At 63.9% G+C, this 23897-nt stretch carries 23 protein-coding genes; 10 read left to right on the top strand and 13 right to left on the bottom strand.

The window, feature by feature from the left end:
• The first annotated feature begins 53 nt into the window (after positions 1 to 53).
• Together IVB40_RS33670 and IVB40_RS33665 are read left to right on the top strand one after the other, a co-directional pair.
• Positions 54 to 1274 (top strand): cytochrome P450, encoded by a 1221-nt coding sequence (locus tag IVB40_RS33670; protein WP_247426834.1) that lies wholly within the window; start codon positions 54 to 56, stop codon positions 1272 to 1274.
• A 44-nt stretch (positions 1275 to 1318) separates the two neighbouring features.
• Positions 1319 to 2530, top strand: a complete 1212-nt coding sequence (locus IVB40_RS33665; RefSeq protein WP_247817580.1) for an ABC transporter substrate-binding protein — start codon at positions 1319 to 1321, stop codon at positions 2528 to 2530.
• A 61-nt stretch (positions 2531 to 2591) separates the two neighbouring features.
• Here the strand turns inward: IVB40_RS33665 and IVB40_RS33660 are convergent, their stop codons facing one another.
• Complete coding sequence (locus IVB40_RS33660; RefSeq protein WP_247817579.1) at positions 2592 to 3854, bottom strand: NAD(P)/FAD-dependent oxidoreductase; 1263 nt, start codon at positions 3852 to 3854, stop codon at positions 2592 to 2594.
• 297 nt (positions 3855 to 4151) lie between these two features.
• Here IVB40_RS33660 and IVB40_RS33655 point away from each other — a divergent pair, with 297 nt between their 5' ends.
• The gene (locus tag IVB40_RS33655) at positions 4152 to 5324 is read left to right on the top strand and encodes an ABC transporter substrate-binding protein (protein ID WP_247357586.1); all 1173 of its coding nucleotides are present in this window, start codon (positions 4152 to 4154) and stop codon (positions 5322 to 5324) included.
• Positions 5325 to 5531: 207 nt separating this feature from the next.
• Here the strand turns inward: IVB40_RS33655 and IVB40_RS33650 are convergent, their stop codons facing one another.
• From IVB40_RS33650 to IVB40_RS33610, 9 genes are all read right to left on the bottom strand, one after another.
• Positions 5532 to 7403, bottom strand: a complete 1872-nt coding sequence (locus tag IVB40_RS33650) for a sugar phosphate isomerase/epimerase and 4-hydroxyphenylpyruvate domain-containing protein (RefSeq protein ID WP_247817578.1) — start codon at positions 7401 to 7403, stop codon at positions 5532 to 5534.
• Positions 7400 to 8137 carry an ABC transporter ATP-binding protein gene (locus IVB40_RS33645; RefSeq protein WP_247404542.1) on the bottom strand — a complete coding sequence of 246 codons (738 nt, stop codon included), beginning with the start codon at positions 8135 to 8137 and terminating at the stop codon, positions 7400 to 7402. Before IVB40_RS33645 ends, IVB40_RS33650 begins: the two co-directional genes overlap by 4 nt.
• Before the next feature lie 10 nt (positions 8138 to 8147).
• The gene (locus tag IVB40_RS33640) at positions 8148 to 8891 is read right to left on the bottom strand and encodes an ABC transporter ATP-binding protein (protein ID WP_247817577.1); all 744 of its coding nucleotides are present in this window, start codon (positions 8889 to 8891) and stop codon (positions 8148 to 8150) included.
• Complete coding sequence (locus IVB40_RS33635; protein ID WP_247817576.1) at positions 8888 to 9886, bottom strand: branched-chain amino acid ABC transporter permease; 999 nt, start codon at positions 9884 to 9886, stop codon at positions 8888 to 8890. The genes IVB40_RS33640 and IVB40_RS33635 overlap by 4 nt, the downstream gene beginning before the upstream one ends.
• Positions 9883 to 10758 carry a branched-chain amino acid ABC transporter permease gene (locus IVB40_RS33630; RefSeq protein WP_027565921.1) on the bottom strand — a complete coding sequence of 292 codons (876 nt, stop codon included), beginning with the start codon at positions 10756 to 10758 and terminating at the stop codon, positions 9883 to 9885. The genes IVB40_RS33635 and IVB40_RS33630 overlap by 4 nt, the downstream gene beginning before the upstream one ends.
• A gap of 123 nt (positions 10759 to 10881) precedes the next feature.
• Entirely contained in the window at positions 10882 to 12012 is a 1131-nt protein-coding gene (locus IVB40_RS33625; RefSeq protein ID WP_247817575.1) for an ABC transporter substrate-binding protein, read from the bottom strand.
• Positions 12013 to 12069: 57 nt separating this feature from the next.
• Positions 12070 to 12948: a shikimate dehydrogenase gene (locus IVB40_RS33620; protein WP_247817574.1), complete on the bottom strand. Its 879-nt coding sequence runs from the start codon at positions 12946 to 12948 to the stop codon at positions 12070 to 12072.
• Positions 12949 to 13090: 142 nt separating this feature from the next.
• The gene (locus IVB40_RS33615; protein ID WP_247426864.1) at positions 13091 to 14026 is read right to left on the bottom strand and encodes a LysR family transcriptional regulator; all 936 of its coding nucleotides are present in this window, start codon (positions 14024 to 14026) and stop codon (positions 13091 to 13093) included.
• A gap of 333 nt (positions 14027 to 14359) precedes the next feature.
• On the bottom strand, positions 14360 to 14536 hold the full coding sequence (locus tag IVB40_RS33610; protein ID WP_007597932.1) for a hypothetical protein: 177 nt from the start codon (positions 14534 to 14536) through the stop codon (positions 14360 to 14362).
• Positions 14537 to 14701: 165 nt separating this feature from the next.
• Between IVB40_RS33610 and IVB40_RS33605 the strand changes: the two genes are divergently transcribed.
• The 7 genes from IVB40_RS33605 to IVB40_RS33575 all read left to right on the top strand — a co-directional run bounded on the left by IVB40_RS33605 (position 14702) and on the right by IVB40_RS33575 (position 20045).
• Positions 14702 to 15430 carry a LuxR family transcriptional regulator gene (locus IVB40_RS33605; protein ID WP_247817573.1) on the top strand — a complete coding sequence of 243 codons (729 nt, stop codon included), beginning with the start codon at positions 14702 to 14704 and terminating at the stop codon, positions 15428 to 15430.
• An 86-nt stretch (positions 15431 to 15516) separates the two neighbouring features.
• A complete protein-coding gene (locus IVB40_RS33600; protein ID WP_247817572.1) occupies positions 15517 to 16101 on the top strand; it encodes a GNAT family N-acetyltransferase in 585 nt (194 codons plus the stop codon).
• Positions 16102 to 16177: 76 nt separating this feature from the next.
• A complete protein-coding gene (locus IVB40_RS33595) occupies positions 16178 to 16396 on the top strand; it encodes a hypothetical protein (protein ID WP_027514447.1) in 219 nt (72 codons plus the stop codon).
• Positions 16397 to 16705: 309 nt separating this feature from the next.
• A complete protein-coding gene (locus tag IVB40_RS33590; RefSeq protein ID WP_247817571.1) occupies positions 16706 to 17623 on the top strand; it encodes a branched-chain amino acid ABC transporter permease in 918 nt (305 codons plus the stop codon).
• Positions 17620 to 18564 (top strand): branched-chain amino acid ABC transporter permease, encoded by a 945-nt coding sequence (locus tag IVB40_RS33585; protein ID WP_027565915.1) that lies wholly within the window; start codon positions 17620 to 17622, stop codon positions 18562 to 18564. The genes IVB40_RS33590 and IVB40_RS33585 overlap by 4 nt, the downstream gene beginning before the upstream one ends.
• Positions 18557 to 19324 (top strand): ABC transporter ATP-binding protein, encoded by a 768-nt coding sequence (locus IVB40_RS33580; RefSeq protein WP_027514445.1) that lies wholly within the window; start codon positions 18557 to 18559, stop codon positions 19322 to 19324. Before IVB40_RS33585 ends, IVB40_RS33580 begins: the two co-directional genes overlap by 8 nt.
• Positions 19317 to 20045 carry an ABC transporter ATP-binding protein gene (locus IVB40_RS33575; protein ID WP_035968321.1) on the top strand — a complete coding sequence of 243 codons (729 nt, stop codon included), beginning with the start codon at positions 19317 to 19319 and terminating at the stop codon, positions 20043 to 20045. The genes IVB40_RS33580 and IVB40_RS33575 overlap by 8 nt, the downstream gene beginning before the upstream one ends.
• Positions 20046 to 20221: 176 nt before the next feature.
• On the opposite strand, the gene IVB40_RS33570 is transcribed toward IVB40_RS33575, so the two are convergent.
• The 3 genes from IVB40_RS33570 to IVB40_RS33560 form a co-directional block, all read right to left on the bottom strand.
• Complete coding sequence (locus IVB40_RS33570; RefSeq protein WP_081747788.1) at positions 20222 to 20587, bottom strand: hypothetical protein; 366 nt, start codon at positions 20585 to 20587, stop codon at positions 20222 to 20224.
• A 292-nt stretch (positions 20588 to 20879) separates the two neighbouring features.
• Positions 20880 to 22316, bottom strand: a complete 1437-nt coding sequence (locus IVB40_RS33565; protein ID WP_247817570.1) for a glutamine synthetase family protein — start codon at positions 22314 to 22316, stop codon at positions 20880 to 20882.
• Positions 22317 to 22465: 149 nt separating this feature from the next.
• Positions 22466 to 23824: an aromatic ring-hydroxylating dioxygenase subunit alpha gene (locus IVB40_RS33560; protein WP_247817569.1), complete on the bottom strand. Its 1359-nt coding sequence runs from the start codon at positions 23822 to 23824 to the stop codon at positions 22466 to 22468.
• Between the last annotated feature and the right edge of the window lie 73 nt (positions 23825 to 23897).

The following is a 23897-nucleotide window of genomic DNA, read 5'->3' as shown; positions in this document are numbered from 1 at the left end:
GACCTAAAGGTAAGCGCGGCCCTTTCACAAGATCAAAATGAGGGAGGACTTCCATGAGCACTTCCAGCTCCCCGGAAATCAACGGTTCGTCGGCCGTCCCGCATCTCGACGTCGATCCCTTCGACATGGATTTTTTCGCCGACCCCTATCCCACGCATGAGCTGCTGCGAGAGGCGGGACCGGTCGTCTATCTCGACAAGTGGAACGTCTATGGCGTGGCGCGCTATGCCGAAGTCCATGCCGTGCTGAACGATCCCGCGACCTTCTGCTCGAGCCGCGGCGTCGGCCTGTCCGACTTCAAGAAGGAGACGCCGTGGCGCCCGCCGAGCCTGATCCTCGAAGCCGATCCACCCGCGCACGCCCGCACCCGCGCCGTGCTCTCGAAGGTGCTGTCGCCGACGGTGATGAAGGGGCTCCGCGACCGCTTTGCCGCGGCAGCGGAAGAGCGTGTGGACGCTTTGCTGGAGAAGCGCAGCTTCGATGCTATCACGGACCTCGCCGAAGCCTATCCGCTGTCGATCTTCCCGGATGCGCTCGGGCTGAAGCCTGAAGGACGCGAGAATCTCATTCCCTATGCGAGCGTGGTGTTCAACGCCTTCGGCCCGCCGAACCAGTTGCGCAACGAGGCGATCGCGCGCTCGGCGCCGCACCAGGCCTATGTTACCGAGCAGTGCCAGCGGGACAACCTCACGCCCGGCGGCATCGGCGCCTGCATCCACGCTCATGTCGACGAGGGTGCCATCACCGCGACCGAAGCGCCGCTGCTGGTGCGTTCGCTGCTGTCGGCGGGCCTCGACACCACCGTCAACGGCATCGGTGCAGCGGTCTACTGTCTCGCGCGCTTCCCGGAGCAGTGGCAGCGCTTGCGCGGCGATTTCACGCTGGCGCGCAACGCTTTCGAGGAGGCCGTCCGTTTTGAAAGTCCGGTGCAGACCTTCTTTCGCACGACAACGCGCGAGGTCGATCTGTCAGGCGCGACCATCGGTGAGGGCGAGAAGGTGTTGATGTTCCTGGCGGCTGCCAATCGCGATCCGCGGCGCTGGGACAAGCCGGACAGCTACGACGTCACCCGCCGCACGTCGGGCCATGTCGGCTATGGCTCAGGTATTCACATGTGCGTCGGTCAGCTGGTCGCGCGGCTCGAAGGCGAGACAATGCTCGCGGCTCTGGCCCGCCGGATCGCGAAGATCGAGATCACGGGCGAGCCACAGCGCCGTTTCAACAACACGCTGCGCGGGCTCGACAGCCTGCCTGTAACCATCACGCCGGGCTGACGCTGCCGGCATCGGAAATAATCAATACGACAGGGGAGGGACCAATGAAGAACTTGAAGTGGACGCTTGCGCTGGCCGCGAGCCTGATTGGCGGCGCGGCAAATGCCGAGATCTCCGACAATGTCGTGCGCGTCGGCGTGCTCAACGACATCTCCGGCATCTTCCAGGATACCAACGGCATGGGCTCGGTCGAGGCCGCGCGGATGGCCGCTGAGGACTTCAACGGCGGCGGCAAAGGCATCAAGGTCGACATCGTCTACGCCGATCACCAGAACAAGGCCGACGTCGGCAACGCCATCGCGCGCAAATGGCTCGATGTCGAGGGCGTCGACGCCATTGTCGACGTGCCGAATTCGGCGGTCGGCCTCTCCATCAACACGCTGCTGCGCGGCAGCCGCATGACGTTTCTCGCATCATCTACCGCGAGCTCCGATCTCACCGGTAAGGCCTGCTCGCCCAACACCATCCAGTGGGTCAACGACGCCTGGGCGACCGGCAACACCACGGCGGCCGCGATGATGTCGCGCGGCGGCAAGGACTGGTATTTCCTCACGGTCGATTACGCGCTCGGCAAGGGCATCGAGGCGGAAGCCCAGAAATACATCGAGGCGCATGGCGGCAAGGTGTTGGGCTCCAGCAAGCATCCGCTCGGCACGTCCGACTTCGCGTCGTTCCTGTTGCAGGCGCAGGGCTCCAAGGCCCAGGTGATCGGGCTCGCCAATGCCGGCGGCGACACCATCAACGCGGTGAAGCAGGCGGCCGAGTTCGGGATCCAGCAGGGCGGACAAAAGCTCGTCGCCTTCCTGCTCTTCATCAACGACGTCCACGGCATGGGCATCAAGGTCGCGCAAGGGCTCCAACTCATGGAGGCCTTCTACTGGGACATGAACGACGATACCCGCGCCTTCGCCAAGCGGTTCGCGGCGCGGCCCGGCATGAACGGCAAGATGCCGAGCGGCAACCAGGCCGGGGTCTATGCCTCCACGCTCGCTTATCTCAACGCGGTCGCCGCAACCGGCAGCGACAATGCCAAGGATGCCGTGCCCGAGATGAAGAAGTTCAAGGGCAAGGACAAGCTGTTCGGCGACACCACGATCCGCCAGGACGGTCGCGTCGTGCATCCGATGTATCTGTTCGAGGTGAAGAAACCGGAGGAGTCGAAATATCCATATGACTATTACAAGCTGGTCTCGACGATTCCCGCGGAGCAGGCGTTTCGACCGTTGGCGGATGGTGGGTGCGAGTTGGTGAAGTAGGGGCGGCGAGCGCGCGTCACTTAACCTCTCCCCGTAAGAACGGGGAGAGGGAGAAGAAGCCCTACACCACCTTACTACTCCCCTGCGTGATCAGCCGGGCGGCGCGCTGGTCGCGGGCGTAGATCCAGAGCCAGCTCAGGGCGACGCTGAGGCGGTGGCGCAAGCCGATCAGGAAGTAGATGTGGGCAATGCCCCAGATCCACCACGCGATGGTGCCGCGCAGCTTGATGCGGCCGAAGTCGATCACCGCGAGCCGCTTGCCGATCTGCGCGAGGCTGCCGGAGTGCTTGTAGCGGAACGGGCCGGTCGGCTCTTTGCGCAGCCGGGCCTTGATGGTCTCGGCCACGTGACGGCCCTGCTGCTTGGCGGCGGGCGCGATGCCGGGCACGGGCTTGCCGTCCCAGGCGTTGATCAAAACGGTATCGCCGATCGCAAAGATTTCGGGATGACCGGGGATCGTAAGATCGTCTTCGACCTGCACGCGCCCGGCACGATCGGCCGGTGCGCCCAGCCACTCGGCCGCGGGGGAGGCGCGGACGCCGGCGGCCCAGATTCGTGTCTTGGCTTCGAGCAGCTTGCCGCCGAACACCACGCCCTCGCGGTTGATCTCGGTGACAGCCTGTCCGAGCACGACCTCGACACCGATTTTCTCCAGCGAGGCCTGCGCGTAGGCCGAGAGGTCATCGGGAAAGCCTGCGAGCACGCGTGGACCCGCCTCGATCAGCACCACGCGGGCCTTGTGCGTGTCGATATTGCGGAAGTCGGCGGGCAGTGTGTGATGCGCCATCTCCGCGATGGTGCCGGCGAGCTCCACGCCGGTGGGGCCGGCGCCGACGATGACGAAAGTCAGCCGTGCCGCGCGTTTGGCCGGATCGGTCTCGCGCTCGGCGCGCTCGAATGCCACCAGGATGTGACGGCGCAGCGTCGTCGCGTCCTCCAGTGTTTTGAGGCCCGGCGCAAACTGCTCCCATTCGTCGTGGCCGAAATAGGCGTGCCGCGCACCGGTGGCGAGCACCAGCGTGTCGTAAGGCACCTCGCTGCCGTCGTCGATCAGCACGCAGCGCCTGTCGGCGTCGATGCCGCTGACGGTCGCAAACAGCGTCGTCACATCGCGCCGGTCGCGCATCAGGTGCCGGACCGGCCATGCGATCTCGCTGGTGGCGAGCGAGGCGGTCGCGACCTGGTAGAGCAGCGGTTGGAACAAATGATGGTTGCGGCGGTCGATCAGCGTGATCTCGACCGGGCTGCCGGCGAGCCGGTAGGTCGTCTCCAGCCCGCCGAAGCCGGCTCCGACGATGACGACGCGATGCGGTGTCGTGGTCATGATGCGCCCCTCCGAATCTCGCGGCTCTATCCTCATCTAAACGCTGATCGGGCGCCGCGGTCCAATAGCCCTCATCAATCGCTGGATAGGCCTGACGTATCGATATCCCGCGAAAAAGCGCAGCAGCCCTCGCCGAAGTGAGTAGAACTATATTTCTTGCCATTAACGATCGGGGCGAAATATGGTGCAGGGCGGGCGCTGAGCCATTGGCGGCGCGACAGATTTTGCGTTCAATAGAGATGACCCGGGGCGGCAATCACCCCGCTTCCGGGCATAATAATATGGAGGGGAGTGGTTATGAGGACGGCATTCTGGCTGGCGGGCGCAGCGGCGCTGGTGCTGGCAGGCCCGGCATCCGCCGGCGACACTATCAAGATCGGATTCGTTTCGACCTTCAGCGGCCCGACCGCCGTGATCGGCAACGACATGCGCAACTCGTTCGAGCTCGCGCTGGATCACATCGGCCGCAAGATGGACGGCAAGCCGGTCGAGGTGATTTACGAGGACGACGGACAGAAGCCCGACGTCGGCAAGCAGAAGACCGAGAAGCTGGTGCAGTCCGACAAGGTCGACTTCATCGTCGGCTACATCTGGTCGAACGTGCTGCTGGCCTCGCTCAAGACCGCCGTGGATTCGCAGACCATCCTGATCTCGGCCAACGCCGGTCCGTCGCAGCTCGCCGGCGAGCTCTGTTCGCCTTACGTGTTCTCGACCTCCTGGCAGAACGACCAGACGCCGGCCGCCATGGGCCTCTACATGAACCAGAAGGGCGTCAAGAGCGTCTTCCTGATCGGCCCGAACTACGCCGCCGGCAAGGACATGCTCGCGGGCGTGAAGAGCACGTTCAAGGGCGAGGTCAAGGGCGAGGAATACACGGTCTGGCCGAGCCAGCTCGACTTCTCCGCCGAGCTCTCCAAGGCGCGGGCCTCGGGCGCCGAGTCGATCTTCGTGTTCTATCCGGGTGCAGCCGGCGTGCAGTTCCTCAACCAATATGCGCAGGCCGGGCTGAAGAGCACGATGCCGCTCTACACGGCCTTCACCGTCGACGAGCTGTCGCTGCCGCTGCAAAAGGAGAACGCGCTCGGCGTTCCCGGCGCGCAGGAATGGGTGAATGATCTGCCCAACGAGCAGAACAAGCGCTTCGTCGCCGACTATCGCAAGAAGTACCCCGGCCTGCGCCCGACCTATTATGGCGCGCAAGCCTATGACGCGGCCCAGCTCATCAACAGCGCGGTGGTCGCGGTGAAGGGCGACACCAGCAAGAAGGACGCGATGAAAGCCGAGATGGAGAAGGCCAACTTCAAGTCGCTACGCGGCCCCTTCAAGTACGGCAAGAACCACATCCCGGTGCAGAACTTCTATCTCCAGGACGTGGTCAAGGACGGCGAAGGCCAGCTCTCGCTGAAGACGGTCGCGACCATCGTTGAAAACGACCAGGATCGCTTCCACGACAAATGCACGATGAAGTGAGTCCGGGCGAGCTCTCTCTCCTCCCTCGCCCCGTTCTTACGGGGAGAGGGTTGGGGTGAGGGCTGCCTCTGCGGGCAGCCCTGTCGCCGCACTCTCATGCTCCCTCCACGTCATTGCGAGCGCAGCGAAGCAATCCAGAATCCTTCCGTGGAAAGACTCTGGATTGCTTCGTCGCTTCGCTCCTCGCAATGACGGCCTCGGTAGAGACTACACCCGCGGCATACTCACAGGCCGCACCTCGCGCGCTTGCGCCGCGAGCCTGATCCCGGCATTGGCCGCGCCGAAGCCCTGATAATCGCGTCGCTCCACGATCTCGAAGAAGAAACGCTCGTCGAAGATGTGGGTGTAGACCTGAAAGAACTCCCCGTCGCCTTCGCGGTCGTAGAGAATGTGGTTGGCGCGCAGCTGCGCCATCAGCTCGGGCGCGAGGTCGTATTTGGCTTCGATGTCGTCGTAGTAGTTATCCGGGATATCCAAAAAATCCGCGCCGCGCTTGCGCATCTCCGCGACCGCCGCGAAAATGTCCCGGCACGTGAACGCGACGTGCTGCACGCCCGAGCCGAAAAACTCCGAAATGAAGCGGGCCGGCAGCGTGCGGTTGGCGGATGAGCCGTTGAGCACGAAGCGCAGGCTCTGGTCGCCGTTGACGACGGCCTGGCTTTGCACGAGGCCCCTGGGATCGGCGATCTCCATCTGCGGCAGCCGCTTGAGGTCGAGGATGCCGGTGTAGAACAGCAGCCATGACAGCATCTCGTCATAGGGCATCGACTGCGCGATGTGATCGACGGCCAGCAGGGCGTCCGCGCGAGCGTCGCTCGGGACTTGTTCGAAATCCGTGTCCCAGTTCTTGCCGGCTTGGTCGAGGAAATACAGCAGGCTGCCGCCGACGCCGTGGATTGCGGGAATCTCGAGTTCGCCCGGTCCGACCGGCTGGTAGAAGGTGCGCGCTTTCAGTGTTTCGGCGCGCTGCATGACGAGGCCGGCATTGTCGACGTCGAGCGCGATGGCGCAGACGCCGGGGCCATGCGTCACGTAGTGCGAATGCGCAAAGCCGTCGGTCTCGGAGTTGACGACGAGCTCGACCTTGCCTTGCGACCAGCGCTCCACCGCCTTGCTGCGATGCTTGCCGGTCTTGCGGAAACCGAGCTGCGCGAGCAGGCGGGCGAGTTCGCCGGCCTTGGTTTCGTTGACGGCAAACTCGATGAAGCCCGTGCCGCGACTTCTGGGCTTCGGCGCCAAGGGCTCGCTGATGAGCTTTGGCCAATCCGGTGCAAGCTGGTCTTCCAGCAGGATCAGCGAACGCAGCCCGTCGACCGCGGTCTGCACGGCCGAGCCGGCGCGGAATTGGTCGTTGAAGATCTCCAGCGACAGCGGTCCGGCATAGCCGGTTGCCGCGATCGCCGCCATGAACTCGCCGACCGGCAGGTCGCCCTGGCCGGGAAAGGAGCGGAAGTGCCGGCTCCACGACAAGATGTCGAGCTCGAGCTTCGGCGCGTCCGCAAGCTGGATCAGGAAGATCTTGTCGCCGGGGATCGAGGCCATCGCGCGGACCGGAAAGCCGGGGGCCAGTGCGTGAAAGCTGTCGAGGATGACACCGATCGCGGGGTGATCGGCGCGCCGCACGATTTCCCATGCATCGCGGTAATCGTTGACGTGGCGTCCCCAGGCCAATGCCTCGTAGCCGACCCGCAAAGATCGTTTGGCCGCGCGCTCGCCAAGCTCGCGAAAATCATCCGCGGCGCGGTCGATGCCGCCGAGCGAGGCCGGCGACACGTTGGAGCAGATCAGCAGCAGGTCAGTGCCGAGCTCCTGCATCAGGTCGAACTTCCGCTCGGCGCGGGCAAAGTTGCGCGAACGCTGCGGCTCCGGCATGCCCTCGAAATCGCGGAACGGCTGAAACGCGCAGATCTCGAGATTGAGGTCCTTGCAGAGTTTTGCGATGTCGCGCGGGCCGGCGCCGAACGACAGCAGATCGTTCTCGAAAATCTCGACCGCGTCGAAGCCTGCAGACGCGATGGCGCGGAGCTTCTCGTCAAGGGCGCCGGAAAGAGAGACCGTTGCGATCGAGCGTTTACTCATGCTGCGTTGTCCTCCATCGCGCCGCCCAGGAACAATTGTCCGATGCGGGGATCATTCAATATGCGCTTCGCGCCGTCGATCATCCGGGTCTGGCCGAGCTCGAGCACGATGCCGATGTCGGAAATCTCCAGTGCCGAGCGTGCGTTCTGCTCGATCATCAGAATGGTGACACCGCGGTCGCGCAGGGATTTCAGGATGTCGAAAGTCTGCTGCACCATCAGCGGCGAAAGGCCGATCGAGGGCTCGTCGATCAGCACGAGCTTCGGTTCGAGCAGCAGCGAGCGGGCGATTTCGAGCTGTTTCTGCTCGCCGCCGGACAGCGTGGAGGCCTGCTGCGTCGATTTCCGCCGCAGCGCCGGGAACAGGTCGAGCGCGGCCTCGATCCTGCTCCGCAGGTCGATGCCCTTGCCGGCGGAAACGCCGCCGAGCTCGATATTGTGGCGCACCGACAGTTCGGGAAAGATATTGCGGCCCTGCGGCACGTAGCAGATGCCGGCATTGAGCAGCGCGCGCTGGCCCAAATGGGTGACGTCGCGGCCGGCGAAGTTGATCTTGCCCTCGCGCAGCTTGAGCAGGCCGAAGATCGCCTTGAACACGGTGGACTTGCCGGCGCCGTTCGGGCCGATGATGGTGGTGATGGTGGCCTGCGGCACGGCGAAGGTGGTGCCGTTCAGGATCGTCATCTTGCCGTAGCCGCCGACGAGATTGTGAACCGAGAGGATCGGATCGCTCATGGCTGGTTCCTCAATGTCCTAGATAGGCTTCGATCACGGCGGGGTTCTTTCGGACCTCGTCGGGCCGTCCCATTGCCAGCACCTTGCCTTCCGCCATCACCATCACGCGCGAGCACAGCGACATCACGAATTCCATGTTGTGCTCGATCACGACGAAGGTGGCATTCTTCTCGCGGTTGATCGCGACCAGGCGGTCCTTCAGGTCAGCGAGCATCGACGGGTTGACGCCGCCGGCGGGCTCGTCGAGCAGCACCAGCCGCGGTCCGCCCATGAAGGCCATGGCGTCGTCGAGCAGTTTTTGCTGGCCATAGGAGAGCCCGCCGGCCGGCTCGTCGGCGAGATGATCGAGCTTGAAAAAGCCGATCATCTGGTTGGCGGCCTCCGCCAGTCCGGCATCGGAGCGGCCGACCAGGCGCGAGGCCATACTGCCCTGGTGCTCCTGTCCCGCGAGGATCAGGTTCTCGCGCACCGAGAGTTTTGGGAACACCTGCAGGAGCTGGAAGGTGCGGCTGACCCCGAGCTTGTTGAGCTCGGCGGGGCGCAAGCCCGTGACGACCTTGCCGTCGAGCTTGACCTCGCCGCCGCTCGGCGTGAGCTGGCCGAGGATGCAGTTGAACAGGGTCGACTTGCCGCAGCCGTTCGGTCCGATCAGCCCGAGGATCTCGCCTTCGCGGACGTCGAAAGAGACGCCGCCGACGGCGCTGATGCCGCCAAAGTTCTTCTTGATGTCGGTGACTTCGAGGACCGCGCTCATTGCACCGTCTCCAGCCGGGACTTTGCGACGGCGCGCTGGGCGGAGGCCACCTTGGTACGGCGTTCGGCGAGATAGCGGTCGAGGATTCCCAAGATTCCGGTCGGCGACCAGATCAGCAGCCCCATCACCGCGATCGCGTAGAGCATCAGATAATAGCCCTCGGTGAAACGCAGCCATTCCGGCAACAGCACGGCGATCATCGCGCCGAGGAACGGACCGAGGAAGAAGCCGGCACCGCCGACGATCACCATCATCAGGAGGTCGAGCGAGAGCGACAGGTTGAACGGCACGGGATCAATATATTGCGTCAGCGGCGCATAGAGCGCGCCGGCGACCCCGCCGAGCGCCGAGCCGATCGCGAACGCCATCAGCGTATAGCGGCGTGTGTCGACGCCCAGCGACTGCGCCCGCAGCGGGTTTTCGCGCAGCGCCATGAAGGCGCGGCCCCAGGGCGAGCGGATCAGCCACCACACCGCCAGCGATACGATCGCGAGCGAGCCGAGGCAGACATAGTAGAACGGCAGCGGCTTGTTGGTCGCGATGCCGAAGATGTGCGGACGCGGAATGTTGGAGATGCCGTAGATGCCGCCGGTGAGCCAGCTCTCGTTGCGAAACACCAGGAAGGCCAGCGTGGAGAAGGCGAGCGTGACGAAGGCCAGGTAATGGTGCTGCACCCGCAGCGCGGGATAGCCGAGCACCCAGCCGACCGCGAAGCTCAAGGCGATCGCCACGATGATCGCCGCCGGCAGCGGCCAGCCATGGGTGGTCATGATCGCCGCGGCGTAAGCGCCGATGCCGACGAAGGCGCCCTGTGCCAGCGAGACCTGGCCGGCATAGCCAAGCGTGAGGTTGAGGCCCATTGCGGCGATAGCCATCACCGCCCATTGGCTCAGGATGAACAGGCCATAGCGGTTGAAGTTCATGGGGACGACGATCAGCGCAGCGATGACGATGAGGCCGAACGCAATCTTGAGAGGTTTGGCGAAGCCACTCATACGGTCCGCTCCTCGGCGCGACCGAGCAGGCCCTGCGGCCGGAACAGGATGACGGCGATCAGGAAGATCATCGGCACGGCGGCGCGGTACTGCGTCGAGACATAGGCGGCCGCGAGATTGTCGAGCACGCCGATCAGGAGACCGCCTGCGATCGCGCCGCGCACCTGATTGAACCCGCCGACGATCGCGGCGATGAAGGCAGCCTGGCCCAGCACCTCGCCGGACGTGAATTTCGCGAGATAGATCGGCGTGATCAACAGCGAGGCGAGAGCGACCAGGAACGCGTTGATCAGGAAGGTCAGGAGAATCATCCGCTCGACCGGAACGCCGATGATGCGCGCCACGGTCGGATTCTGCGCCGCCGCCTGCATCTGGTGGCCGAGCGAGGTGCGGTTGAGAAGCGCGGTCAAGCCGAAGACGGCAACGATAGCGAGGACGAGGACGCCGATGCTTTGCAGCGAGACGGCATGGCCGAGGATGGAGACGTCCCCGGTCGGCACGATTGAGGGGAAGGGTGAGGCTTCGGCGCTGAAGAACTGTTTTACGGCCTCCTTGAGGCCGATCGCGAGCGCCATGGTCGCGATCGCGAGCGGCAGCACGCCATGGCGCATCATCGGATCCACCAGCAGCATCTTGAAGGCGAGGCCGAGCAGGAGCATCGAAAGCAGGATACCGAGGATGATCGCGAGCCAGAACGGCGCGCCGGCATGCATCGCCGCCAGCATCAGGAACGCCGGCAGCATCACGAATTCGCCTTGCGCGAAATTGATGGTCTGAGAGGTCTGCCACAGCAGCGTGAAGCCGACCGCGACCAGCGCATAGATCGCGCCGGTGGCAAGTCCGGCGACCAGAAGATCGAACAGATTGGACATTTTCCCCTCTCGGCGCGCTGTCTTCTCCCTCTCCCCACTCTCTTTCTTCTCCCTCCCCCCATTCTTACGGGAGAGGGAGACGAAAGATCTCGCTCCGCAAGAAGCGGGCGAAGGGCAAAGACCTCACTTCACCTTCGGCAGCACCTGTTTCACGACCTGCTTGCCTTCGACCACTTCGACCAGGAAGCTCTGGCGGTCGATGTCACCGGTGTCGCTGAAGGTGACGTCCATCAGGATGCCCGGCTCGTCCGCGGCCTTGATGGTCAGGCCGTGCAGCGTGTCGGCGAACGCCTTGGAATCGACCTTGCCCATCTTATCGGTCGTGGCCTTCACCATGTAGACCGCGAGATAGCCTTTCAGGCCGTTATGGTCGGGCACGTAATTGTACTTCTTCGCGAACTTGTCGCGAAAAGCCTTGATCAGGTCGACCGGCGCATCGGTGGTGAGGCCGACATGGCCGCGCGCGCCGTTGGCGGCATCGCCCGCAAGCTCGATCACCTTCTGGCCGATCAGCGTGGTCTCGCCCATCAGCGGCGCGGTGACGCCCTGGCGCTTCAGCTCCTTGAGGATGCGCGCGCTCTCTTCCTCGTTCAAATAGACGAACACGGCGTCGGGATTGGCGGCCTTGATCTTGCCGACGTCGGCGGCGAAATCGGCCTGGCCCGCCTCGGTGGAGAGATCGGCGACGACCTTGGAGCCGAGCCGGTCGAGCTCCTTGACGACGACATCGCGACCGCCGCGGCCAAAGTCATTGTTGACCCAGACCACCGCGACCGACTTCGCCTTCATGTCGTCGTGAATGTATTTGGCGACCTTCGGCATCGACGATTGCTGGCCGAACGAGGTGCGGAACAGGAATTTGTTTCCGCCTTGCGTCAGCTCGGCGGCTTCGCCGCCCATGATCTGCGCGATGCCGGCCTCGGCCGCCAGCGGCGCCGTCACCTTCACGGACCCGGAATAGCCGGGTCCGAGCAGCACATAGGGCTCGGCGTCGAGCGCCTTTTGTACCTGCGCGCGCGCGACGCCCGGGTTGGATTGCGAGTCCGCATGAGTGACTTCGAGCTTGCGGCCGAGCACGCCGCCCTTGGCGTTGATCTCCTCGATCGCGAGGTCGATGCCGTTCTTCCAGTTGGTGCCGACGGTGGCGCCGCCGCCGGACAACTCGGCGACGTCGGCGAGCTTGATCGCCTGGGCGTGGACACCGGTTGCGGTCGCGAATGCAAGCAGGGCGCCTGCCAGAATGGTCGATTTCATGGTCTATCCTCCGATTTCTTTTGATGTTACGCGCGGCCTTGTGTCCGGCCGCTTCGGTTACGCTGCGTGATAGGCCGGGCTTCGTGCCGCCATCACCTCGTCGAATGCCTCTCCCATGATCTCGGTGGATGGGGCAAGGTCAGTGAACAGTTCGAAAGCGTCGGCGGCCTGGTAGATCGCAAGCTCCCGGCCGGTCATGATCCGTGCGCCCTTGGCTTGGGCAGCCGCCAGCAGCGGCGTGATCAGCGGTGAGTAGACGGCGTCGGCGACCCACAGGTTTTGACGCAACAGCGTCGGCGCGACCGGCGTTTCCCGGTTCGGCAGCATGCCGACCGGCGTGCCGTTGACGAGGCCCGTTGCGCCGTCGAGCGCGTCCTCGACGCTCGCGGCCACCCTGGCGCCACCCTGCTTGACGAGCAGTGCGGCGAGTTTTTCGGCGCGTGCCGGCTCGCTGTCGAAGATGCGGATGTCGGTCACGTCAAGGCTCGCCAGCGCAAACGCGATAGCCTTGCCGACGCCGCCGGTGCCGATCACGGCGACCGCGTTTCCAGAGGCCGCCAGCAGCGGCGCGACTGCGCGCGCAAAGCCCGTCGTGTCGGTGTTGTGGCCGATCAGCCGGCCGTTGCTGGCGACGACGGTGTTGACCGCCCCCATTGCGGCTGCACCCGGTGCCAGTTCATCGAGCAGCGGGACCACTGCCTCCTTGTAGGGAAAGGTGACGTTGACGCCGGCAAAGCCGAGCCGCCGCACGCCTTCCAGCATCAGCCGGAGCCCGGCCGCATCGGCGCCGGCCACTTCGATGAGCTGATAATGTCCGCGCAGGCCAAGCCCCTCCGCGGCGCGCTCATGCATGGCAGGGGAGGCGGAATGCGCGATGGGTGCGCCGATCAGGCCGGTCAGGAGCTTTTTGGATGCGGCAGGTCCGCGCTTTGACATGGTTCGCTATCGTCTCGTTGGGAGCGTTTGGTCCCGGCCATTAGCGGGGAAATCCGCCCAATTCCAAGGGGCTTCCACAGGGACGATAGCCTTTCTTCGGCCTAACACAATTACCCTCTTGTCCTGCAAACCTAACGTAATGTTATCTCTTCCGCCGTGGCGGCGCGGCCCTGCCTTTGCCCCGCGACGGCTCGACCGCGCGCATCTCCGCGCGCAGGGCCTCGATGAAGTACTCGACATGAAGCGACAGCGGCGCGCCGCGCTTCACCGCGATATAGGTATCGAATCGCGTCGGCTCGGTGATCTTGATAAGCTCGATGCCGGGATAGCCGCCATGGGCCACCGTGAACTGGTCGATGATGGCGATGCCGAGCCCCGCCTTCACCAGCGCGCAGACCGTGGTGCCGAAGCGGGCGCGGATGGTGATGTTGTACTCGAGGCGGTGGCGCGCGAAGATCTCGGCCATGATCCGCCCGTAGGGATCGTTCGGATCGATGCCGATCAGCGGATAGCGGGTGATCTCGGCGGCGGAGACCTGCTTGCGGCCGGCGAGCTCGTGGCCCGGCGGCACGATGCAATAGAGCTCGCCGGAGGCGAGCGGCATGAAGTCGAGTCCGGAATGCTCCAGGCGGTAGCTCATCGCCACGCACTCGCCGCGGCCGAGCATGAGATAGTCGATGGCTTCCTCGAGCTTGAGGATGTTGATGTCGATGCCCAAATCCGGATAGCGCCGCCGGACCCGCTCGATTGCGCGCGGCACCATGACTTGCGAAATGCTCGGCACCGAGCCGATTCGCAACTCCGACAATCCGCCGCGTCCGATCTTGGAGATGATCTCGGAGAGGTCGTCGACCTTCTTGTAGACGCCGTTGATCTGCTCGAAGATGTTCTCGGCTTCCGGCGTCGGGAAATAGCGGCCGTTCTGGCGCTGAAAGAAGCGGATGCCGAGCGAGCGCTCGGTGTATTTGACGAGGCGGCTGATGCCCGGCGCCGAAACGTTCAGCAGCTTCGCCGCGCCGCCGATCGTGCCCGTCACCATCACGGCACGGATCACTTCAACCTGGCGCAGCGTCATCATGTCTTGGGCATCCAAAAGATAATCGTCGTCGGCGCTGCCTTTCCCTCTCCCCTTGTGGAGGCGGGTGGACCGCCGCGATAGGGCGAGACGGGTGAAGGGTTCTCTCCCCGCGCGAGCCTCGCGCATTTGAACGCGTGGAAACAACCCCTCATCCGGCGCCATAGCCGATCCGAAGCATCGGCGTTTTGTTTTAAGAACGGCGGCCGAAGGCCGCCTACGCCACTTCTCCCACAAGGGGAGAAGGAAGGAAACATTCGCGTTCGGTTGTTCGGTTCAGATCAGAGCAAGCCATGGCACCGAACGGACCGTTCGTGCGCTCACAGCAATTGCGTGCTAGCTCGCCGGTCCGTCCGGCGAGGCGCTCTCGGCCGGCTTGCTGCGCTCGCTTTGCAGCACCCCGCGCGCGAACTCGATGATCTTCTGCTTGTTTGCCGTTTCGCGGACGGCGAAAAATACGCGGTTGAGTTCCAGGCCGAGCACGCTGTTGAGGGCGATGTCCTCGTCTTCCATCGTGGTTTCCCCGCTTCAGACATTGTAGGTGTAACTTGACGTCACTTCTTCCACAAGTAGATTACGCCTTCGGGGTCAATGAGATACCGGGAAACTACGGAAGCGCTGAATTGAGGCAGTCGCCAAGACGTGCTATAGCGATAACGAGGGTCAGGAAACGCACCGATGTCCGCCGTGGATTATGGCCGGGAAGCGCTCGACTTCATTGAGGGGCTTGGAGCCTATACCAAGGTTCCGGACGCCATGGATGCGCTTGCGACCGCGTTCGGGCGCTACGGCTTCGAGCACATCATCGTAACCGGCTTGCCGAATCCCGATCAGCGTTTTTCCCAGATGGTGCTCGCCAAGAAGTGGCCGGCGGAGTGGTTCAGCCTCTATACCCAAAAAGGCTACGACCGCGTCGATCCCGTGATCCGCAAATGCCGGCAGACGGTGAACCCTTTCGAGTGGTCCGAGGCGCCGTACGATCCGGAGCTGGAGCCGGGCGCGGTGGAGGTGATGCGGCGCGCTGCCGATTTCCGTATGTCGCGCGGCTTCGTCGTGCCGATCCACGGATTGACCGGCTACGAGGCCGGCGTCTCGCTCGGTGGCGTTCGCCTCGATCTCAATGCGCGCAGCAAGCCGGCGCTGCACCTGATCGGCATGTGCGGCTTCGATCACATTCGCCGCTTGCTCGATCCGGCGCCGCATCGATCGATGCGCCTTACCCCGCGCGAGCGCGAGGTGCTCGCCTGGGCCTCGCAGGGCAAGTCGGCTTGGGAAATCGGCGAGATCCTGCACATCACGCAGCGCACCGCCGAAGAGCATCTCGCAACTGCCGCGCGCAAACTTGGTGCCGTCAACCGGACGCATGCGGTTGCGATCGCAATCCGCCACAGAATCATCACTCCCTGAAATCCGCGCCTACTGGGAAATTTCCCAATAGTCGCTTTGGCCGTTTTCCGTGAGTGTTCCCCTTATTTCGAACAATGGGGGAATAAATGATTCATGTGATTTCTGCCGCCAACCGGCACCTCTACGAGGACGTTCTCGAGCAACATTTCAGGGTGCGTCACGAGATTTTTGTCGAGGAGCGGAAATGGGAGGCGCTGCGCAAGCCCGATGGCCGCGAGGTCGATACCTACGACAATGAGGACGCGGTCTACCTGCTAGCGCTCGAAAATCGCCGGGTGCTCGGCGGCTCCCGCCTCTATCCTACCACCAAGCCGACGATGATGAGCGAGGTCTTCCCGCATCTCGCCGCGGTGCGCGGTTGCCCCTCCAACCCGCTGGTATGGGAGTGGTCACGTTTCTTCGTTTCGCGCGAGCGCCGCGACGGCGCGTTCAATTGGCAATTGATGGCAGCGGCGCAGGAGTTCTGTCTCGATCAGGGCATCGAGCGTCTCTCTCTTGTGATGGAGACCTGGTGGCTGCCGCGCTTCCACGAGATCGGATTCATCGTCGCGCCGCTGGGATTGCCGGCGCTGGTCGAAGATTCCTGGACGATGGCGGCCACGATCGAGATCCGTCAGGAGTCGCTGGATGCCGTGTGTGACCGTATCGGGACGACAAACGTCGTCCAATAGGACGGTCCGCGTATCGATTGCATCGCCCTTGCCAACCTCTGCGGCCTCGCTGCCGCGCAACGAAAGAGCGCCTGAGATGTCGAACATGATGCGGGACAGCCAGATCATGGCGCAGATCAAGGACGAAAATCTCGGCTACATGTCCGACATGGCGCTCGAGCTCGCGCAGATGGCGGAAGACACCGGATTGGCGACGCTCGCCTATCTGTTCCGGATGGCGGCGCTGGAGGCCTCGACAGCCAATAGCGTGCTTGCCGAGCCGGATGACCTTCCGCGGCAGATGACGTCGCACTAGGCGTCTCCATCCATACGTTGCGACGAATTTCACACCCTCTCTCCGGGACGGAGGGAGGGTGATCCGTTTGGGTGCGGCAGGTTGACCCATCCTGCGCGGCAGTCTTCTTGCAGGGCAAATTACAGGGCCAGGATCGATCAGATGCATCGGCATGCAACAAAGTGCATGTTGGGTGTCGAATCGCTCTTGCCTCGGAACGATACTGCCATTACCCATTTTTCCGCCTTGTACAGGCAGGGGGAGCTCTTTCACTGATGGCGACCGTGTTCGAACATCGGCGCGAACCTGCGTGCGCCTGAAAGAGTTTTGATGCTGCTCGTCGTCGAACAGTTCTTGAACGGTTTGCAGTTCGGCCTGCTGCTGTTCCTGCTCGCCGCCGGCCTGACGCTGGTGTTCGGGATCATGGATCTCGTCAACCTCGCGCACGGCTCGCTCTACATGATGGGCGCCTATTTCGCCGCGACCTTCGCAGCCTGGACCGGCAGCTTTCTGCTCGGTGCGCTGCTGGCGCTCGGTGCAACCCTCGTGCTCGGTATCGCGCTCGAGATGACCGCGCTGCGGCACCTCTACGGACGCGACCATCTCGACCACGTGCTCGCGACCTTCGGCCTGATCCTGTTCTTCAATGAAGCCGTGCGGCTGATCTGGGGGCCGGCCGGGCTTGCGCTGCCGCTGCCGGCCTGGCTCACCGTGCCGGTGCCGATCCTGCCCGGCATTCACTATCCCGCTTATCGCCTCGCCATCATCGTCGTGGCGCTGCTGGTTGCGCTGTTGCTCTATCTCGGCGTGATGCGTACCCGCATCGGCATGCTGATCCGGGCCGGCGCGTCCAATCGCGAGATGATCGGCGCGCTCGGCATCAACATCAAGCTGCTCTACACCCTGGTGTTCGGCCTCGGTGCCGCGCTCGCTGGTCTTGCCGGGTTGATGCAGGCGCCGATCCTCACCGTGCAGATCGGCATGGGCGAGAACATCCTGATCCTTGCCTTCGTCATCATCGTGATCGGCGGTATCGGTTCGATCCGGGGCGCGTTCCTGGCCGCGATCTTCGTCGGCATGATCGACACGCTCGGCCGCGCCTTCTTGCCGAATTTGTTGCGGCAGGTGCTGAGCGGCGCTGCTGCTTCCACTGCCGCGCCCGCGCTGTCGTCCATGCTGATCTATCTGCTGATGGCGATCGTGCTGGTGGTGCGGCCGGAGGGGCTGTTTCCGGCCAACCGCCGATGAAGTCATTCACTGTGAGCAAGGCCGTCACGGCCCTGATGCTGGCGGGCCTCGTGCTGCTGCCGCTCTATTCGCAACTCTCCGGCAACATCTTCATCCTGACGCTGTTCACCCGCATCGTCATCCTGGCGCTAGCGGCCGCGAGCCTCAACCTCATCATGGGTTTTGGCGGCATGATGAGCTTTGGTCACGCCGCCTATCTCGGCATCGGCGGTTACGCGGTCGGCATGCTGGCGCAGGAAGGCGTCGGAAGCGGCTTCATCCAGTTTCCGGTCGCGCTCGCGGCCTCCGCGACTTACGCCGTCGTGATCGGCGCGCTCTCGCTTCGCACGCGTGGCGTTTACTTCATCATGATCACGCTCGCTTTCGCGCAGATGGCCTATTACGTCGCCTCGGGGCTGGCGCGTTACGGCGGCGATGACGGCCTCACCGTCTACAAGCGCAGCGACTTCTCCGGGCTGATCAACCTGTCGAACCGCACGCAGTTCTACTATCTCTGCCTCGCCTGCCTGTTCGGCGTGGTCTTCCTGATCTGGCGCATTGTCAATTCGCGCTTTGGCCTCGTCCTGCAGGGCCTGCGCTCCAACGAGCAACGCATGCAGGCGATCGGCTTTCCCTCGAAACGCTACCAGTTGGTCTGCTTCGTCATCTCGGGCATGATGTGCGGCCTCGCCGGCGCGCTGCTCGCCAACAACACCGATTTCGTCAGCCCGGCCGCGATGTACTGGACCCGTTCCGGCGACCTCATGGTGATGGTGATCCTCGGGGGCATGGGCACGCTGTTCGGTCCGGTCATCGGCGCGGTGGTGTATTTGCTGCTGGAAGAGTTCTTGTCGCAGCTCACCGAATACTGGGCGCTGATCATGGGCCCGCTGCTGCTGCTGATCGTGCTGTTCGGCCGCGGCGGCATCATGGGCCTGCTCGGGAGGCTCAACCGTGGCTGAGCCGCTGCTCCGCGTCGACAAGCTGGTGCGCCGCTTCGGCGGCATCGTTGCGACGGACAACGTCTCGCTCGACGTTGCGGCAGGCGAGCTGCATGCTATCATCGGCCCGAACGGTGCCGGCAAAACCACGCTGATCAGCCAGCTCACCGGGCATCTGGAGCCGCATTCCGGCAGCGTCTCGCTGGCGGGGCGCGACATCACCTATCTGCCAGCCTATCGCCGCTGCGCGCTGGGCCTGGCACGTTCGTTCCAGATCACCTCGCTGCTGCTCGATTTCACCGCCGCCGACAATGTCGCGCTCGCGGCGCAGGCGCATGCCGGCACCTCATTCCGATTCTTCGCCGATGCACGCAAGGAGAAGGGCCTGCGCGATGCCGCGCATGCCGCGCTCGACCGTGTCGGTCTCGCCCATCGTGCCGACGTCCTGGTGTCCAGGCTCAGCCATGGCGAGCGTCGCCAGATCGAGCTGGCGGTTGCGCTGGCAAGCAAGCCGAAACTTTTGCTGCTCGACGAGCCGATGGCGGGCCTCGGCGTCACCGAGTCCCAGCGCATGGTGCAGCTGCTCCAGGAGCTGCGCAAGGAGGTCTCGATCGTGCTGGTCGAGCACGACATGCCGGCGGTATTTGCGCTCGCCGACCGCATCTCCGTGCTGGTCTATGGCCGCGTCATCGCCTCCGGCGATCCGGCCGCGATCCGGGCGAACGAGGACGTCAAGCGCGCCTATCTCGGCGAGGCGCATGTGGTGACGCACCATGTCTGAAAAAGGGATGGGTGACACGCTGCTCGAGGTCGACGGCATCGAGACCTGCTACGGCCTGTCCCAGGTTCTGTTCGGCCTGTCGCTGTCGGTCAAATCAGGCGAGATGGTCTCGCTGATGGGCCGCAACGGCATGGGCAAGACCACGACCATCCGCTCGATCATGGGCCTGACGCCGGCGCGCGCAGGCAGCATCCGCTTCGCAGGCTCGGAAGTGCGGACGCAGCCGTCCTACCGGATAGCGCAACTCGGTGTCGGCCTCGTCCCCGAGGGGCGGCAGATCTTCCCGAACCTCACCGTGCGCGAAAACCTGGTCGCGGCCGCCGCCGATCGTTTCGACAGCCGCAACCCCTGGACGCTGGCGGCAATCTACGTGATGTTTCCGCGCCTGGCCGAGCGCGCTTCCAACATGGGCAACCAGCTCTCCGGCGGCGAGCAGCAGATGCTCGCGATCGGCCGCGCACTGATGACCAACCCGAAGCTCCTCATCCTGGATGAAGCGACCGAAGGTTTGGCGCCCCTGATCCGCGAAGAGATCTGGAGCTGCCTGTCGCTGCTCAAGAGCCGGGGACAATCGATCCTGGTCGTCGACAAGAACGTCGACCACCTTGCCCGCATCTGCGACCGCCACACCATCATCGAGCGCGGCAAGACGGTGTGGAGCGGCACCTCGGACGAGCTATTGGCTGAGCCGGACCTGCAGCACAAATATCTGGGGATTTGAGGCTGGGCGGTGAGGTGGGATACGCCTTGGCCGCTTCCCTTGCTGTCGTCCTGGCGAAAGCCGGGACCCATGCCGCGAGGTCTATCTATTGTGGGAAGTATAAGTACCGAACGGCACTCTTCGCCACGCCTTCTTGGGGTAATGGGTCCTGGCTTTCGCCAGGACGACATTGGCAATCACCAGTAAATCCCATGACGATGCAGTTCGCGGATCACGCGCGCCTCCGTGGACGGCTGGCGATGTTTCGGCTTCGTCGTTTCTCTTGTGCTGGCAACCGGCGCGGCACTGGACTGAGTTGCGGCCGGAGTGATCGCGGATGTTGTGGCGGTCGCTGCTGGAGGCGTTGAAGTTGCGGCGGTGGTCGCCGTCTGGACATTCGTGGGCGCTGCCGCCGGAGCTTGTGGCGACGTGGCTGCTGTCGTTGCCGGCTCGGCGGTCTGCTGGCTCGCATTTGTCGCCGCAAGGCTAAGGCTCCGTGGTCCACCGGCATAGGCCTGGCTTGCCAGCAGCGACATTGCCGCGATCAGGATCAGCTTTCGCATGACAACCTCCCTTACCTGGTCAATCCGTCTTACCTAATTCGCTGGGTCTCTATCGCGACGAGCGGCCCATCCCGATTTCGATCAAGGTGGCACGGCAGGACAGGCGATAGATCAGGCTGAACAATTGACCCCACATGACCGAACTCCATCGTTGATCACGGCGCCAATTTACATCGCCGGTCTTTCCGGCGGTTTTCGCGGGCCTTGGAATACGGCTTCGTCGGGAGCGGTGAAATGTCGTCGGAACAGAGCGGACGAAGTCGCCTCACGGGGAGGTGAGGGCGCATCTGGCTCAAAACACCTCGAAGTATTCCTTGTGCTCCCAGTCGGTCACCTCGGACAGGAAGCGGTCGATCTCGGCATTCTTGATGTGGGTGTAGTAGTCGACGAACTCAGCCCCGAGCTTTTCCCGGAAGAACGGATCGTCCTTCAGTGCGCTGACCGCATCGCGCAGCGACTTCGGCAAGAGCGGCGCCTTGGTTTCGTAGGGCGTGTCGGCCGACGGGCCGGGATCAAGCTTGCGGTCGACGCCGTCGAGGCCGGAGAGAATCTGCGAGGCCATGTAGAGATAGGGATTGGCGGCGGGCTCGCCGATGCGGTTTTCCAGGCGCGTGGCGGCGTCGCCGGCCGCGCCGAGCACGCGGATCATCACGCCGCGATTGTCGCGGCCCCAGATCGCGCGGTCCGGCGCCAACGAATAGGAGCGGTAGCGCTTGTAGCCATTGATGGTCGGGGTGGTGAACACGGTCGACGCGCGGGCGTGGTCGAGCAGGCCGGCAAGCCAGGCGCGGCCGAACGCGCTGAGCGGCTCGCCGCCGTCCTTGGCCATGAACTGGTTCTCGCCGCTCGCGCGTGAGACCACCGATTGGTGCAGATGCCAGCCGCTCGCGAACAGGTTCGGTAGCTTCGGCCGGCACATGAAGGTGGCGTGATAACCGTGGCGGTGCGCGATCTGCTTCACGGCGGAGCGAAACAGCACCATGTTGTCGGCGGGCTCCAGACCCTTCTTCGGGGCGAAGGTGAATTCGCACTGGCTCGGCCCAAACTCGACCTCGACCGAGCGCAAAGGCAATCCGAGCGCAACGATGTCACGCCGCAGGATTTCCAGCACCGGCTCCATCTGGTCGAAGCGCTGCTCGGTGAGATATTGATAGCCGTGGCTGAGCAGGCTCACCGAAGGCGGCGTGCCGGGCTGGCCGGCATCTTCCGGGCGCATATGCGGATCGTCGAGCTTGAAGATGTGGAATTCGACCTCGAGCCCCGCGACGAAATCGTGGCCGCGCGTGCCGAGCTCGTCGAGCACCTTGCGATAGAGCCCGCGTGTCGCGAACGGCACGGGACGGCCGTCGTTGAAATAGAGGTCGCAGAGAACCCAGCCCGTGGTCGGCGCCCAGGGCAAAACGCGAAACGTCGTGGGATCTGCGACCATCAGCACGTCTGCCGCGCCCTCCATCTCCTTCATGCCGAAGCCGCCGCCCGACGTGAACACCGGAAACACCGTGCGGTGCGAGGTGTCCTTGGCGAGCATGGTGGTGGTGATGGAGCAGCCGCTATCGAGCGAGGCGATCGCCTCGGCCGCGATGATGGTCTTGCCGCGCAAGATGCCGTGCTGGTCGGGGAAGGCGAGGCGGATGACCTCGAGGTTCTTCTCCTCGACGATGCGGCGCATGCGCGTCGCCGCGTCCCTCTGCTCATCCGACCACAGCGCATGACGCGCGACGAAAGTCACTTTTTCACTCCTCTATCCGTGAGAGGCGAAGCATGCGCTACATTCTCCGTCATTGCGAGCGAAGCGAAGCAATCCAGGATCCCTCCGCAGAGACAGTCTGGATTGCTTCGCTTCGCTCGCAATGACGAAGGAGGGACCTGCATTCTGCGCTACTCCGCCGCCGTCAGCCGATGCACGTTGTCCGCGATCTCCTTCGGCACCGGCGCCGTCCACGGCGCGTTGCGGCGGCGCTTGACGTCGACTTCCATCCAGTAAATCTCCCAGCCTCGTGTCGGCCCGATGCCGTCCATGGTTGCCGGGCCCTGGATCGAACGTGCGGTGGTCTCGTCGAGATGCAGCATCGGCTTCTCGCCGCCTGCGACCTTCTCGATCTCCTGCCGCAGCAGGCGGCGGTATTGCACGATGGCCTTGTCGCTCGTGCCGAGGTGCTCCCTGGTGCGGTCCTGGATCGCGCCCATCGATTCCACCGCCCACTGGTCGTGGACGTTGATGTCGGTGCCCATGCCGGTATAGGTCGCCGTCTGCTGTTCGTGCGGATCGAAACCGTAATCGTTGGTCCTGTTCTTGCGCGATTTGTAGTCCGGCAGCTCATAGAGCTCGAGCCGCTGGTCGCGCATCTTCTTCTTGTCCACGGCATTCGTGTAGCTGGTGAAGATCGCGTACCAGTAGCAGTTCTCGTCGTCGACCGGCACGTGCCACTGCGTGATCGTCATCTCCGTGCTCATGGGGATGACGAAGCCGTGCGGGAAGAGCTGGTTGGTGACGCGCACATGGGTGCGCTCCTCGTCGATCTCGCGCAGCGCGATCAACCGGAGGCCGTATTCGGTGTGCTCGACATTGATGATCGGACGATCGTATTCGCGCAAAATCTTCGTCATCGGCAGGTCGCTTCCCGCAGATGCGCCACGGAACTGTTTGCCGTAGGCGGTGGAGGTGTCCTCGTCCTCGAAGAAGCGATGCAGGTAGGAGGCGTGCGCGGGATCGATGCCGACTTCGAGCGCCTGGAGCCAGTTGCAGGCCATGTGGCCTTTGAACGCGAAGGTGTGCGTGCCGGGCGCGACGAAACAGTCGAGCTCCGGAAAGGCCGGCGGCTCACCCTCGCCGAGATAAGCCCAGAGGATGCCGCTCTTCTCCACCACGGGATAAGAGCGCTGGCGGATGTTCTGGCAGAGCTTTGAGTCCTTCGGCTCCGCCGGCGTCTCGATGCATTGCCCAGTGGCGTCGAACAGCCAGCCGTGGAAGGCGCAGCGCAGGCCGCCATGCTCGAGCCGTCCGAAGGCGAGATCGGCGCCGCGATGCGCGCAGTGCCGATCGATCAGGCCGTAACGCCCGGTCTCGTCGCGGAACAGCACCAGGCTTTCGCCGAGCAATCTGACGGGGCGGATCGGTCGCTCACCTTCCAGCTCATCCACCAGCGCCGCCGGCTGCCAGTAGCTCCGCATCAGCGTCCCGCAGGGGTCCTTTGGACCAGTGCGGGTGATCAGGTCGTTCTGCTCCTGGCTCATCATGGCGAGTGCATCCTTTGTGGAGTGGCGTTTGTTCGCCTATTGAACGAATGGGCGAATTATGACATGCCTTGAT

The organism is Bradyrhizobium sp. 40 (genome assembly GCF_023100925.1).
Lineage (GTDB): Bacteria > Pseudomonadota > Alphaproteobacteria > Rhizobiales > Xanthobacteraceae > Bradyrhizobium.
Note: the sequence above shows the minus strand (reverse complement) of the source record. Positions and strands in the feature narration are given on the sequence as shown.